This window comes from Nonomuraea sp. WAC 01424 (genome assembly GCF_003947315.1).
Taxonomy (GTDB): Bacteria; Actinomycetota; Actinomycetes; order Streptosporangiales; family Streptosporangiaceae; genus Nonomuraea; species Nonomuraea spiralis.
On the sequence record NZ_QHHZ01000008.1, the window covers coordinates 1 to 13,229 of the forward strand.

General features: G+C 67.4%; 10 protein-coding genes and 1 tRNA gene. 7 read left to right on the top strand and 4 right to left on the bottom strand.

The window, feature by feature from the left end; translation table 11 throughout:
* Positions 1–720: 720 nt before the first annotated feature.
* From DMB42_RS22070 to DMB42_RS22080, 3 genes are all read right to left on the bottom strand, one after another.
* Entirely contained in the window at positions 721–969 is a 249-nt protein-coding gene (locus tag DMB42_RS22070) for an AlpA family transcriptional regulator (RefSeq protein ID WP_125636902.1), read from the bottom strand.
* 303 nt (positions 970–1,272) lie between these two features.
* The gene (locus DMB42_RS22075) at positions 1,273–2,214 is read right to left on the bottom strand and encodes a TRM11 family methyltransferase (protein WP_125636903.1); all 942 of its coding nucleotides are present in this window, start codon (positions 2,212–2,214) and stop codon (positions 1,273–1,275) included.
* Positions 2,214–3,158 carry a hypothetical protein gene (locus tag DMB42_RS22080; RefSeq protein WP_125636904.1) on the bottom strand — a complete coding sequence of 315 codons (945 nt, stop codon included), beginning with the start codon at positions 3,156–3,158 and terminating at the stop codon, positions 2,214–2,216. The genes DMB42_RS22075 and DMB42_RS22080 overlap by 1 nt, the downstream gene beginning before the upstream one ends.
* A 1,398-nt stretch (positions 3,159–4,556) precedes the next feature.
* Between DMB42_RS22080 and DMB42_RS22085 the strand changes: the two genes are divergently transcribed.
* From DMB42_RS22085 to DMB42_RS22115, 7 genes are all read left to right on the top strand, one after another.
* Positions 4,557–5,501 carry a hypothetical protein gene (locus DMB42_RS22085; protein ID WP_125636905.1) on the top strand — a complete coding sequence of 315 codons (945 nt, stop codon included), beginning with the start codon at positions 4,557–4,559 and terminating at the stop codon, positions 5,499–5,501.
* Positions 5,502–5,840: 339 nt separating this feature from the next.
* Entirely contained in the window at positions 5,841–6,263 is a 423-nt protein-coding gene (locus DMB42_RS54330) for a pilin (RefSeq protein ID WP_221762288.1), read from the top strand.
* Positions 6,264–6,532: 269 nt separating this feature from the next.
* A complete protein-coding gene (locus DMB42_RS53350) occupies positions 6,533–7,927 on the top strand; it encodes a hypothetical protein (RefSeq protein WP_185844804.1) in 1,395 nt (464 codons plus the stop codon).
* A gap of 108 nt (positions 7,928–8,035) precedes the next feature.
* The gene (locus DMB42_RS22100) at positions 8,036–8,539 is read left to right on the top strand and encodes a hypothetical protein (protein WP_125636906.1); all 504 of its coding nucleotides are present in this window, start codon (positions 8,036–8,038) and stop codon (positions 8,537–8,539) included.
* Positions 8,540–8,562: 23 nt separating this feature from the next.
* The gene (locus tag DMB42_RS22105) at positions 8,563–9,429 is read left to right on the top strand and encodes a CBASS oligonucleotide cyclase (RefSeq protein ID WP_125636907.1); all 867 of its coding nucleotides are present in this window, start codon (positions 8,563–8,565) and stop codon (positions 9,427–9,429) included.
* Positions 9,426–10,391: an S-4TM family putative pore-forming effector gene (locus tag DMB42_RS22110; RefSeq protein WP_125636908.1), complete on the top strand. Its 966-nt coding sequence runs from the start codon at positions 9,426–9,428 to the stop codon at positions 10,389–10,391. The genes DMB42_RS22105 and DMB42_RS22110 overlap by 4 nt, the downstream gene beginning before the upstream one ends.
* 987 nt (positions 10,392–11,378) lie before the next feature.
* Complete coding sequence (locus DMB42_RS22115; protein ID WP_125636909.1) at positions 11,379–12,944, top strand: tyrosine-type recombinase/integrase; 1,566 nt, start codon at positions 11,379–11,381, stop codon at positions 12,942–12,944.
* Between the two features lie 208 nt (positions 12,945–13,152).
* On the opposite strand, the gene DMB42_RS22120 is transcribed toward DMB42_RS22115, so the two are convergent.
* Positions 13,153–13,226, bottom strand: a tRNA-Arg gene (locus tag DMB42_RS22120).
* Positions 13,227–13,229 lie beyond the last annotated feature (3 nt).

The following is a 13,229-nucleotide window of genomic DNA, read 5'->3' on the forward strand; positions in this document are numbered from 1 at the left end:
CTGATCACCGCCGTCCGCCAAGGCCTACGCCGACTCCAGTACCGCCACGACGTTCTCGACGGCTGCCTGGCCGGCACCGGACTCGTCCCCCACCCGCCCTGACGACTTCACGCTTTCAACCTCGATAACCGCGACCGCCCCGGAGGCGGACTTGTGTGGATGCAGCGCCCTCATCTGGCCACATCCGAGAGCGCCGGATTAGGGCAAATCCCCTGCCTCTCGGGAGCGCGAGAGTCGTGCGCAGCTCGACACGAAGCGCTTCTGAGAGGGCGGTGACCGCGAGCGCCTCGCGTGAAGGCATGGACGCGGTCACGCCCGGACGGCTGGCCGATAATCGGAGCCCGGTGAGCCGCCCCTGCGACGATCACGGCGGTGCCCCCGTCCGCCTGATCGTCGCCGGGCGGCCCCTCGCAAGGAAGTGGCGTCGCAGAGGCAAGGGCCCTGCGACTGAGGGGCCGCCCATCTCCGTAGACGTCCGGCAGCAGCGCGCTCCCTTCCCAGCGTGTGCTGCTGCCGGACCCAGGGTCTCCAGAAAGCACCTGTTACGGGGTCACACCTGCCAGGCGCCTCATCCCTTTCTAATAAGGCCTCCTTCCGTTGAAGAGCAGGGAGAAGGTGAAGACCGGCCAGTCGTGCGGCTCTTGAATGTGGTGCCCTTGGCGACTCTCGGTGTCTTCGCCACCGTCTGTTCCGGATCTTTGACCATCGTGGTCATCCGCCCTAGCCTGCCGAGCGGCTGTCGTTGCCGCTCCGGGTAGTGGGTTCAAGAAGCGCCCGCAGCCCGCGCACCGGCACCGCGTACCGGCCGCCGATGCGCAGCACCCGGCACGGGAACTCGCCCGCTTTGGCCAGGCGATATGCCTTGGTGCGGCCCATCCCGAGTAGCCGTCCGGCCGTCAGCAGGCTGACTACCTCCGGCCGTTCAAGGGCCTCAGTCGCCTGGGACTGGGCTGGGATGGTGCTAGTCATGCATGACCTCCGTGACGTTGATGAACAGGAGCCGTGGTGGGCCACCCGGGATGCGCAGCCGCTGTGACCGTGGCGGGCTGCGGTGAGCGCTACGCCACCGGCCCGGCCCCGACCGGCCCCTGCTGGGGGGGGACCGCCGTTCATAGACGGACGGCCACAGCCCTAGGCATATGGGTCTGGCGCAGTACCGGCTGACTGTGGCGCTGTCGACGCTTACCTTCATGGCACGCGCCAAGCGATATCCGCAGGTCTACGCCCATGGCCAGGATCAGGACCGGGACGCGGGACGCGGGACGATTCGGGCTACTTCAGCTCGCGGCCGTCTCCAAGGCCGGAATCCGACTGAGTTGATGCCGGAGTCGGTTCCTGCTGAAGACTATGCAGCTTCTGCGAACTCACGGGCTTCGTGACTCTCCGGAACACCAGCAGGTCCTCGTGCGCGACGGCGTGGATGGGCAGGCCGCGCGCCCATGCCTTGCGTGCTTCATATAGCTGGAAGAACGACGCCCGGTTCAGAAGGTGGCCATCGCCGAGGCCACACAGCAGGCACACGATCCGATCGGCGAACACCAGACCGGCGTCCTCGGCCACCTGGTGGATGTGACCCGGCAGGTCGACCAGCTCACCGCGCATCCGGTATGGCCGCACGGTAATCGCCGCAATCCCGCCCGGACGCAGTAGTTCCACGCAGCCGGCCAGGATGTGGCCGAACCCGTCTAGCAATGCCGGGAGCTGCTGGTGGGCGAGATTGCCGCGGTCGGTCGAGTAGTGGTGGTTCCACTTGCGCACGCCTGGCTCCCCGGTGTCGCGGGTGGAGCGGATGTGCCCGTGCGTCACCGCTCCGTACGGCGGGGAGGTCAGCACCAGCGCCGCCTGCCCGGCCAGATCCGGTAGCAGCCGGGCGATGTTGCGAGAGTCCCCGACCACCACTCGCCCGAAGCCGGACGCCCCGTGCTTCTTGGCGAAGCCGAGGTTCGCGACGGCCAGGCGCGCCCATTGTTCCTCGTACTCCACGCCCGCGGCGTGCCTGTCGAGATGGACGGCTTCGACCAGAGTGGTGCCGATCCCGCACATCGGATCGACCACCAGCTCCCCTGGCCGGGTGTAGGAGGCGATCACCCGCGCCGCGATGGCGGGAAGCATCTTCCCCGGATGCCGCATCGACTCCGGCACGTACCGGCCTTGCCGCTGCACGCGCGAGGGCTGCTGCCCGGTCGCCCACACCGACGTCGTCACCTCGGCCATCAACGCCCACCTCCCACCGGGGTGGCGGCCCTGGAAGCGGCCGGCGGGCCGTCATCGCCAGCTGGCGGGGCTTCAGGTTCGTCGGACAGGGGAAGCCCTCTCGGGCGGGTGAACAGCAAGACGTCCGAGTGCACGCGCGCGCTTGTCGACAATCCGTCACACTGCGGCAGTTCCCGCAGCGTATCCATACCGCGACGTGAGAGGTCCGGTTCGATGTGATCACCACGGGCGGGGTGACGCAACGCGATGATGTGCTGCAGATACACCAGCCCTGCGCTCCGCGCCTGGCCGATGATCTCCGGGAGGGGGTCGACCACTGCGCCCTGGCGGCGCAGGCCGGTCACCACCGCCAGATGCCCGCCCGGCTTCACCAGCCCCGCCGCCGACATGATGCCAAACGCCTTGGCCGCCGGGTGCACGTCCTGATGGGCGGGGTGGCGGCCCGGCCGTTCGCAGGTCTGCTCTGTCACCACCAGTCCCGCGCTGCCTGCGACGTCGGCCAGCGGGACTTCATCGTCATCGAGGTCGGTGATACGCAGATCGGTGACCTCCAGGTCGTGGCCGGGATGGGTGCGCGCGAGCCGGGTCCAGATCACGCCTGCACGGGCGGCGTCGGTGAAGACGGCCACCGGCAGGCAGCCCGCCGTCAACGCGGCCGAGACCAGCTGGTGATCGCTGGCGCCGAGATGGACCACCGTGTTGCCCAGGCGAGCGCACGCCGCGATGAGATGACGGGCCAGCGGTCCGCTGACGGGGTGGCAGCAGCCTTGCGTGCAGGTGGGGATGGATTCGGTGCCGGCTGCCGCCAGCCAAACGGTCAGCGGTAGATGTCCCGACGAAGGGTCCTGCGGCTGGCGGCTCGTGCACAGTTCGCGGAAGAGGTCGATGGCCGGTGTGGAGGTGGCGGAGATGCTGGATGAGGAGGTGGCGGCGGGTTCGTTCATGTGGGTGTGGCCCGAAACCGGGTCAGCGATCCCTGTCACTGATCCAAATACCGACGCCAGAGCCTGAGATGGGACAGGCCGTCAAGCAAACGTTGCGCAATGCCTGCCGCTACCATCCGGCTCCGCGATGTGCGTGTGGGTGTCCTCGGCTCGCTCTTCTCTACGAGCCCGTCATCGGGCCGGGGCAGGTTCAGCCCCCGGCGAGGCACCTGCCGGGGTTTCGAGGCCCTGCCTCATCTGGAAGAGCGCACTTCCGCATCTCAATCACGTCGCTTACCTTCTGTATTCGACTGATCACGCAGATTCTGGTGTGCCATGCGGGGTCGGATACCGAGGGGGTCCGGCCCGTCCCGGCGGGCTGGACATTGGAGGGGCCCAGTCCGTTCGGGGATGTGCTGGCGTGGCCGTCATTCACGCCAGGCCAGCACATGCGCCCTGCCATCACCGACGACCATCTCCCACAAGGCATGTTCTCCCAGGTCACAGCATTCTCGTGCAGGTCGCGTACATGCTCCGTGCAGTGCCCGTCCCGGCTTCATCCCCGCACGCCGCCGCTTCGGGGCAGCCTCGGCCTACGCCCAGAAGGCACGGGCCCAGCTATGTCAGAGGGAGGTGGTGCGCGTGCGCAGTTGCAGAAGGCGAACTGGCCGAACGCCGCGTTGCCAAGCTCGTCGACCAGCTCAAGGCGACGATCGTCAGCCTCAAACCGGAGTGCCGCGGCTTCTAGCTGGGGTCAACTCGTTCTCGACCACGGCGCCGTGACGGAACTGAGAGAGCTCGCCGACATGCGCTGGGGCGAACGAGCAGCCGGAGCCCGGCTCGGCTGGCATGTATGCATTCGCACCGCCGCCGGCAACTGAGCCCTCTTGGCCATCCGCGCCCGGAGACCTCTCCAGCAGATCCGCCGATTCTGCCAGACCGTCGCACGGCCGACGCCGTCTCGGCCCTCATCTCCCGCGCTTGGTCCCAGCCCCTCGTGCTCCGCACCAACCAACCCGTCACCCAGCTACTCAATTTCGACGAAAACTCCTGACCTACCCGCGCGGTAGCTCGCCCCCGCGCTGCACGCCAACGCCTGAGCCTAGGTACGGCCTTCGGCTCGAGGTCAGGCCCAATCCTGTTGACGCAATCTTGACGCGAGATTCTCAGTCTCATCCTGTTCTCGCTGGTCAGGCAGATTTCCACCCCAGGCATCGCGGGATGCGACCTCGCGCCACTTCCAGGCTCAGACGCCATTTCTCGACGTTGCCGCAGGTCATCCCTAGTTTCGCGACATGATCCAAGACTGGCGTGATCTTTGCCCTGTCCGATGTCTGATCATTTCCCGTCCGGATCTTGCTCAGAGCCTTTGGCGGGATGGCGACGTCCGAACCGAACTCACCTATCGGGAGCGTCGCCATGGCTCACCCTTCAACCCGTCTGTCGGCAGACATCGCCAGCTCGACCACCACCAGCACAACCACCCACCCCTCGCCCACCCACGCCGAAACCCCGTCCATCGGTGCTGACCGGCCCACCGCCGAATCGTCGTCCACCCTCACCCTCGAAACCACAGACCAGACCCGCCGCGACCTCGCCCCCGTGCCCGGGCTGGCCAGTTCGCTGGCGCTGGACGTGGCCGAGCACGCCTTCGACCTGCTCATGCGCGGCCCGGACCCACTGTCGGTCGACGGCGTGGCCCTCGGGCAAGGACTCCCTGCCAGGCCGATCCCAATGGACGAACTGCGGATGATGCTGCTGCACCCATCCTGCACGCGCATGACCCGCGACCACGTCTGGCGGCATCTCATCGAGCAGGCCCGCACCCACCGGGGAGCGTGGATGGTCGCCGCCGTCGCGCTCGCCCTCCCGATGCTGCGCCGCCTCGTCACCACACTCACCACCAAGATCCACCCCGAGCAGGCCGACCGCCCGATTCGTGCCGATCGGGAGGACCTGGAAGCCGAAGTGCTGGCCGCCTACATGGAAGCCCTGACCCGGGTGAACGTGGCCTGGTCGCACCCGGTGCTACGGCTGTCTCGGCTCACCCAGTTCACCGTCCTGCGCGCCTACGCGCCGCAGCGACCCGTTCTGCTGGCCGACCCCGACCTCATCGACCGCGCCGAGCCCGGGCAGCAGCCGCTCACCTACCCGGCCGGCCACCCCGACCTGCTACTGGCCCAGGCAGTGGCCGAAGGGGTCATCACCGAGGCGGAGGCGGAACTCATCGGCTTGACCCGACTGGAGGGCGTCTCGCTCAGCTCCTACTGCCGACGCCGCGGCCTGCTCTACTGCACCGCGCTCAAGCGCCGGCAGCGCGCCGAGAACGCCCTCTCCCGAGCCCTTCTCGAGCACATCCGGTAGCGACCGCCATCGGCGCCAGCGGTGAGCCGAGCAGCAAAGCCTGCACAAAATCCGCTGGCGCCGATGTCCTAACTCGACTCTTCGACCTGGTCTTTAGCCAGGTGAGAAGGCAGCGCGGAGGGCGCCGAGCCCTGGCAGCCGGGGCCCCTGGTCACCGGTCCCTGTCACCCGGCCCAGCCCACCACTTCCGCCCTTGCGAAGGAGGACGCCCACCCGGCCCCGCAGCCGGGCCCGGCACCTCCGCGCCGCCCTCTCCCCACACCACCAACCACACCATCACCCCGCCCGCGACCCCTGCTGGTCGCCGTTGGCTCCGCTTCACACCCTGGGAGGCAGCTCATGACCCGACCGCGCCGCACCACCACCTCACCACAGCCCCTTAACCTCAAGATCTGCCTCATCGTCCTGGTCGTGCTCGGCGGTCTCGTCGTGGGCACCCTGGTCGACTACGTCATCGTCCATGCCGCCGCCTTCGCCGCTGCCTACTCCGACTCCACACCCCTGATCCCGACCAACGCAGCAGCGGCCCCGTCCTCGCTGATCGCGGTGATCGACAACCTGCGGAACGTCATCGTCGGCCTGCTAGTGGCTCTGGCCACTCTCTTCCTCACCGTCGGTGGAGTGCGCTACATCCTGGCCGGCGGCGATCCCGGTGAGGTGGAAGCCGCCAAGAAAACTCTGCGCTATGCCGCTCTCGGTTACGGCATCGCCGTCCTGGCACCCCTGCTGGTGAGCATCCTCAAAGGCATCGTCGGAGCCTGAGGATGCCCTACCTCGCACGGCTCCCGGCATCGAGAAGGCTGCCGTGGCTGGGCACAGCGCTGGCCTTGGCCCTAGTCACTCTCCTGACCGGGCTCGCCGTGACCACACCGGCTCATGCCGCCCCCGCACCTACACCCATACCAGGGCCATCGCCTTCCGTCGGCCTGGCTCCGTCGCCGCAGGTGACCTGGCTTCCGTCAGTACAGCAGTCACCGCCCTCGCCGGCCACTCCGTCTCCGCCGCCCGGGAGTGTGCAGGAGTGCGGGTGGATGGACATCGGCTGCAAGATCAACCAGGCGATGAACGGCTGGTTCACCAGCCTGGTGACCGACGCGATCAACCCGGCCTTCGTCCTGGTCGGCAGCGTCCTGCTGTCCTCCCCGCCGCCCATGATGCTGGAACGGGTTCAGGAGCTGTCCGGCCATGTGCGCCTGGTCGCCAACGCGCTGCTGGCGTTGATGGTGCTGGCCGCAGGCGTGATCATGATGGCCCACGGCAGCCTGCAGACGTCCACCACACCCAGCGAGGTCATCCCGCGCCTGGTAGTTGCGGTGATCGCGCTGAACGCCTCGCTGACCATCTGCCAGCAGGCGATCGAGCTGACCAACGCCATGGTCACGGCGCTGCTCGGCGATGGGGTCGACGGGCAGCGGGCCGGGAACCTGATCGCCGCCAAGGTGGACGGCCTGATCAAGGACCCCAAGGGCACGATGCTGTTCCTGGTGCTGCTAGTCGGCGCGGCGGCGCTGATGGGCCTGGTGCTCGCCTTCATCGGCATCATCCGCATCACGCTGCTGCTGTTCCTCATCATCGCCGCACCGCTGGCGCTGCTGTGTCACGCGCTCCCGCAGAGCGAGGGCATTGCCAAGCTGTGGTGGCGGTGCTTTTTCGGCCTGCTGGCCATCCAGGTGCTGCAGGCCCTCGGCCTGATTCTGGCGTTCAAGCTGTTCCTCACCGATTCCGCCGCCGCCTACCCGCTCAAACCCGCAACCCCCGGTACGGGCGAGGCGATCGAGGCGCTGGTCCGGCCCACCGCGAACCGGGCCCTGGACGCGCTCGTCGTGATCGGCATCCTGTTCGTCCTGATCAAGATCCCCGGCTGGGTGGCCCGCACGATCTGGCAGCAGGGCCAGCCCCACATGCTCAAACGCCTGCTCAAGGCCCTGATCGTCTATAAGACGCTCGGCGCCGCCCGCGCCCTGGGCCCAACCGGCCGCGCAGCCACCCGCAAGGGCAACGTTCGGGCCCCGCACCGGCACGGCCGAACACGGCCTCGTGGCCGACTCGGCGGACCGTACGGACCGAAGGGTCGCCGGCCGAAGGCCTCGCCCACCGCATCACCAGGAGCCGCCATGCCCAACCGCGCACCCACCTGGCAGCAGCTCGAACTTCCGCTCAACCTGCCAGCCCCGACCCCGCCCGCGCTGGCACCGAATGCGGCTGCCGCATCAGCGAGGCGCGCCCGGCAAGGCGTCCAGCTCGCGCTGCCGTTCCCGGTCACCGGCCGGCAAAATGTACTGCGAGATCACGACGGTCTCCGGCACGGCGGCGCTGACGTTGGAGGAGAACCTCAACCCCGTCCCCGGTGCGGCGGGCACCGACACCTTTATGATCCACCTGTCCTCTCCAACCCCGCTCCAGGAGCAGGTGAAGGCAGCCGCTGACAGTCACGCCCGATTGTCTGACGCTGTCCCGCCCGCTCCGGAGACGAAGACTGCCAATGCCGGTCCGCTGATCGACCGTGAGGCTCTGCGACGGGCGGTGACTCAGCGATGACCTCCACGCACACCTACAGCTACACCCGAACCCACACCGCCACGCACCTGACCGACGTCATCCTCGGCACCATCACCGACATCCTCGCCGACCTGGGGATCAACATGGACCAGCTGCACCGCGACTGGGTGCAGAACGAAAACGCGATCAAGGCGTGGATCGAGGAAGGCTCCCTCGACACGGTCGTCCTCGAGTGCCACCAGCCCTCAGGCACGGTAGCACCGGTGATCGAGTTCCCGGTCTCCTACACCACCTCCGGGAACGGCAACACCGAGTTCACCGCCTCTCGTGCCCGAGCCGCCCGGTTTCGAGCCAAGTTCGACCGGGTGCCCACAAGCACCACCTACCGGCTGTTCTGCACGTTCAACGGGCCGCGCACCCCCCAACCAGGGTGGGGTCCCGGCCGTCGGGCGAGCATCGATGGTCTGCGCGGCATCACCTTCGGCACCCTCGGCTCCGCCCCGCACGCCTCGACCGGCATGCGGTACCTCCACACCTGAGACCACGAGCAGGAACACGCCCCATGGGATACATCGACGACGCCTTCACCAACCTCAAGCACAACCTGGAAATCACCCAGACCGAGCAGAATCTGGCGAAGGCACGCCACGAGGCCATCCGCGACTTCGTCCGATCTCACTGGGACCTCATCGACGACTTCCTGACTGGCAGCTACCGGCGCGACACCAAGACGAAGAAACTCAAGGACATCGACATCTTCGTGGTCCTCGACGCCAACGGCTCCCAGGCAGATTTCCGCGATCAGGCCCCCATCGAGGTGATCAACGCCCTGGAGACCCTGCTCCGTCAGAAGTGGAGCACCGCCGCCCGGGACGGCATGGCCGTCGTCATCCCCTACGGCCCCGACGACGACGTCATGTCAATCGACGTAGTCCCCGCCTTCAAGCGCGACAACGGCGGCTACCACATCCCCAATCCCTCAGCAGGCGACTGGATCGCGACCAACCCCAAGCGCCACCACGAGCTGAGTATCGCCAAGAACGCCGACTGCGACGGCAAGTACGTACCCTTCGTCAAGATGATCAAGGGCATCAACCGCGAACTCGGCGAGCCTGTGTCGCCCTCTTTCCTGCTGGAGGTCATGGCCCAGTCGCTGGTGAAGCCGCCGATCGGGCGCTACCAGGACGAGATCGTGCTGTTCCTGGCCACCGCCGCCGAACGCATCAGTGACGAGTGGCCCGACCCCGCCGGCCTGGGCGGTGACGTCAACGCTGTCATGAACGCCACCCAGAAACTCACCGCCGCCAACGCGCTCAACCAGGCCCGCGCCATCGCAGAACGGGCGGTCGACCTGGAGGACGAGGGCCAGGAACGCGCGGCCTACGATAAGTGGAAGCAATTGTTCGGGAGCCGGATTACCAAGCCATGAGCCTGTCCACCGACCCCGGCGGCGTCCGTGGGATCACGCCTCGGGCCATCCATGAGCGGCAGCTCGACGACGCCATGCTGCTCCTCCAGCGCGCCGCAGCGGCAAGTCACCAGCGCGGTCAGCTCCTCGAAGCCGTGCGCGTCACCGCCGCCGTCGCGCTCGCCGGGGCCGGTGTCCTGGTCACTCTTATCGGACACGGCCGGGCACCCGTCTCGATCGTCGGGTTCTTCTGGTTCGTCGTCTCAGCGTTCCTGCTCAAGGGCATCGCCGGGAACACCGCCCGCCAGGGAGCCCTGCTTCAGGAGATGTTCGATACCGCCCTATTCCACTTACCGTGGCGCGCCACCACTGCCGGCGACCCCATCCCCCAACCTGACGTCCGCCGGCTCGCACGCAAGCTCCCCCGAGGTGGTGCGAAGGACAAGCGCATCACCGACGGCTGGTACGACCCCACCAACGACGTCCACCACCCCTACGACGTGTTCATCGCCCAGGAACAGAACCTCGCCTGGGACGCCCGCCTCCGCCGCCGCTACAGCCACCTCATCGCCACCACCACGATCCTGTGGACCACCATCGGCCTCGTTGCCGGTCTCGCGGTCGCGGACGCCACGCTGCTCGACACTCTCCTCAGCTTCTTCGTCCCCTCCCTCGCGGCCTACCAGATCTCCTACGAGATCTGGTCCGGCCAACGCAAGGTGGCCGACGAACGCGACCGACTCGCCAAGATCGTCAACACCGAGCTACACCACGGACGCCCTGGCCCCATTCCCGACGACGAATGGCACCGCCTACGGAACGTCGCACGGGACGTGCAGGACGGCATACTCCGCACCCGCCTGGACACCACCCGAGTACCCGAGTGGTTCTACAAACGCTTCCGAGACGACGATGAACGCGACTTCGGCGACACCGCAGAAGGCCACCGCGTCCGCCTCTCCCAAAACACACCTAAGCCGTAGCGGCCCGCGCCCTTCTCCTCGATGAGGCAGTTGACGAACCCGTAACTACCTTTTAGTCCGCAGGTGTCAGGTGGCCCTCGTATTGCTGTAGGCATCCCCGCACACCTCAGCACCGTTACCCATGCGGCTGTCGCTTTGCCGCTGCTCAAGGCACATGAGCGCCCTGATGCGCGCGCTTTGTCCGGTAATCATGGCCGGACCTTTGCTTCGTGTGATGTCCGAACTCGGGGCCGATAACAGGTATTTGGAGAGGTGACAGGGAGCAGGTGGCCCGGCTGATTGGGCCGCACTCACATGACACCACCACCTCGCCACAGCGCCACACAACCGAACCGCGTCATCCCGGCAGGCAACTCAGCCGCCCTCGCCCGCATCGTTCAGCACATGGGCGGCGCCCGACCGCTGCCCGATAAGACTGCTCATCATCGGCCGCACGGTCTTTCGAAGCTGGTTCCGGGTAGACGGCTGCCCTTCTCCCCGTGCGGATGACGGCGTGCCTGCACATCAGAGCAGTCTGCTCTGAGACGACCGCCAGAGGCGATATGCGGCCGGATGGCCGCGCGGCAAGGCGGAGACCGGCAGGTCCCGGGGCCGGCGGTGACCGTCGGATTCGGCTTGACCATTGCCATCCAGGTGGGCGTCGATACGCCCTGTCCGACACGGTCCTGAACGCGGTGGGGCGATCACCACGGGCGTGCTCGCGTGATCAGGCCCACCGCATCGTGCCGGACCGGATGGCCCCGATACGCCCCGTGCTACGCCACACGGCCGCGACCGAGGGTGTGCCGCTACCCCATCCAGCTAGCGCCGACGGTGACCACCAGGGCCGCTCCGGGGTCAGCGCTCGATACAGACACCTACCTGGATCCGTCTGCGATCAGTGCGGTCAGGTAGCGGCACCGTGCCGAACGCCGCCCGACCGCGCCCAGCTCGCGACAGCGTCGGCTCGATCGAACAGCACCCGAAGAGAAGGAGACCAGACACACGATGGCTGAGGGACGTACGTTCAAACGCTGCTCCTGCCGCAACGATGACGGCAAGGCGCTCGGGCAAAAATGCCCCAAACTGCGCCGCCCCGGTGGTGGGTGGAGCTACCGGCACGGCATCTGGAACTACCAGATCGAACTCCCGCCGACCGCGGACGGTAAGCGGCGCGGGCCGCTGCGCCGCGGCGGCTTCGCCTCCCAAGACGCCGCAGAAGCCGAGCTCGGTCAGGTGCGTGACCTGCTGGCGCTGGCCGATCCGCGCGAGCCCGCCACCCGCATCCAGATCGCCGACCTGATCAAGCGGACGCTGACCGAGACCGACACCCTCCCGACGCTGGAGACAGTCCGCCGCAAGATCAAGACCGGGCAGCACCTGACCCAGGAGATCACCGTCGAGCAGTGGCTGACCGAGTTCCTCCACCGCAAGCGCAGAATCGAGGAGACCACCCGCCGCTCCTACGAAAGCCACATCCGCCTCTACCTCACCCCGTATCTGGGGCGGCTGCGGCTGGATCAGCTCAAGGTCAGCGACATCGCGTTGATGTTCGAGCAGATCGAGGAGTTCAACGACACCATCGCCGAACGCCGTACCAATGCTGACCTGCAGATACGTGAGAGCGTCAAGTTCCGGCGGCCGATCAGCATCGCCACCATGCACCGCATCCGCGCCACCCTCCGCCACGCGCTCAACATGGCCATGCGCCAGGACCGGCTGATCGACTTCAACCCCGCCGCCGTGCTGGAGATGCCCGCCCACGTCCGGCCCAAGCCACTGGTGTGGACCGAGGACCGCGTGCGCGCCTGGCAAGCCGACTTCGCCCAGCACCGGGAGGCGGAAAAGCAGCGCCGGAGCGGGCAGCGAGTCAACCCGATCGACGCCTACACCAGCGCTCCCCGCCCCTCCCCTGTCATGGTGTGGACGCCCGCTCAGACCCGCCTGTTCCTCGACCATGCCCGCCGCCACCGCCTGTTCGCCCTGTATCAGCTGATCGCGCTGCGCGGGCTACGCCGAGGCGAGGCATGCGGGCTGCGGTGGAAAGAGGTCGACCTCAACGGCCACAGTCTGACGGTGAACTGGCAGCTTGTGCAGCTGGCCTGGCAGGTCCACGAAGGCACCCCGAAGACCGACGCCTCGGTCCGCACCATCGCCCTGGACAGCGACACCGCCCAAGTCCTGCGCGCCCACCGCCAGCAGCAACGGCAGGAACGCCTGGCCATGGGCGAAGCATGGGTCGACACCGGGTTCGTGTTCACCCAGCCCGACGGCAACCGCCTGCACCCCCAGCACGTCTCCGACCAGTTCCTGTGGCTGGCCTACCTGGCCGGCCTACCGCCCATCAGGCTTCATGACCTTCGGCATGGGGCGGCCTCGCTGATGCTGGCCGCCGGGGTGGAGATGAAAGTGGTGCAGGAAACGCTGGGCCACACCTCCAGCGCCTTCACCGCCGACACCTACACCTCCGTCTACCCCCAGGTGGCCACCGCCGCCGCCGAGAAGACCGCCGCCCTGCTGTTCGGCAAGGAAGACCAGGCCGAGGGCGCGAGAGTCGTCTCGTTGAGGAGCTGACAGTCGGATTAAGCATCCGGCCCCGCGTTCGCCGCCTGCTCGCGGCGACGCGGGGCCCTTGCGCTTGCCGCACAGGAGCGGGAATGTCGAATGATCATGGTGCGTGCAGGGTTGGTGCAACCGAGCACGTATGGAGCACGCAAGCGCTAGACGAAAATTCTAGAACGAGTCCGACGCTGCATTTGCGCAGGTCAGGCCATGATCAAAGCGCGCCCTGCAGGATTCGAACCTGCGACCGTCGGATTAGAAGTCCGGTGCTCTATCCAGCTGAGCTAAGGGCGCTCC